The organism is Collinsella sp. SGI.184 (assembly GCF_050313415.1).
Taxonomy (GTDB): Bacteria; Actinomycetota; Coriobacteriia; order Coriobacteriales; family Coriobacteriaceae; genus Collinsella.
Map to the genome: position 1 here is coordinate 1 of NZ_JBNPLJ010000043.1, position 925 is coordinate 925.

At 72.6% G+C, this 925-nt stretch carries 2 protein-coding genes; both read right to left on the bottom strand.

Annotated elements, in window-relative coordinates:
* Positions 1–390: ATP-binding protein (locus ACQRAJ_RS08750; protein ID WP_427748386.1), on the bottom strand; the 390-nt coding region annotated here is incomplete at its 3' end.
* On the bottom strand, positions 390–925 hold a 536-nt coding region (locus ACQRAJ_RS08755), incomplete at its 5' end, for a Mu transposase domain-containing protein (protein WP_427748387.1). The genes ACQRAJ_RS08755 and ACQRAJ_RS08750, both read right to left, overlap by 1 nt.

Below are 925 nucleotides of genomic sequence, written 5' to 3' on the forward strand. Positions count from 1 at the left end.
GGCCTCGATGCCCAGCGCGACGGCGAGGTGCGTCTTGCCCACGCCGGGGCTCCCCACGAACAGGACGTTCTCGGCCCGCTCGACGAACCTCAGGGTCGCGAGCTCCTCGATCTCGGCGCGCGGGACCGACGGCTGGAAGTCCCAGTCGAAGTCCGCCAGCCCCTTGACGTAGGGGAACCCCGACGACCGTATGCGCTGGTTGGTGATCCTGGCCTCCCGGGCGGCGACCTCGACGCGCGTCATCTCCTCGAGGGCGGAGGCGAAGCCCCGCTCGCCCGCGGCGACCATCCTCACGTAGTCGGGCAGGGACGCCGCCATCTCGTGCAGCCCGAGCGCGGAGAGGTTCGCCTGCGCCCTGATCGAGGGGCTGCCCTCCGCGACGGCGCCCATCACGCCCCTCCGAGCGAGTCGAGCAGCGCGAGGTTGGCGCGCGCGGCCTCGGCGATGTCCGCGTCGGCCAGGCCCCGCTTCCCCTCGAGGGCCTGCTCGTAGTGGTCGGGGTCGTAGTTGATGGGCCTCGACGGCCCGGACGCGGCGTCGTGGACGGCGACCTCCTCGCCGGCCATCCTCACCACGACCTGGCCGCCGGGCATCGCCACGACGCTCACGCGCCGGCCGATGCAGCGCCTGGGCACGGACCACTCCCTGCCGGCGGCCCTGACGAGCATGGTCGGCGGGACGGTCTGGACGCTCACGTCGCCCACCATCGACTCGAGGAGACGGAGGTTCCCGATGGGCCGCAGGCTCTCCTTCTCCCGCATGAACAGCGCGTCGGGCGGCAGGCCGGTGGTGCGGTTCGGCTCAGAGTTTGCCTGGGCCTCGACCCGGGCCACCGCCTCGACTAGGCCGCTCCACCCGGTGAACTCGCCGCCGTAGGCGAGCAGGCGGTTCAGGAAGCGGTTGGCCGACTCGTCCTTGCCCTTGG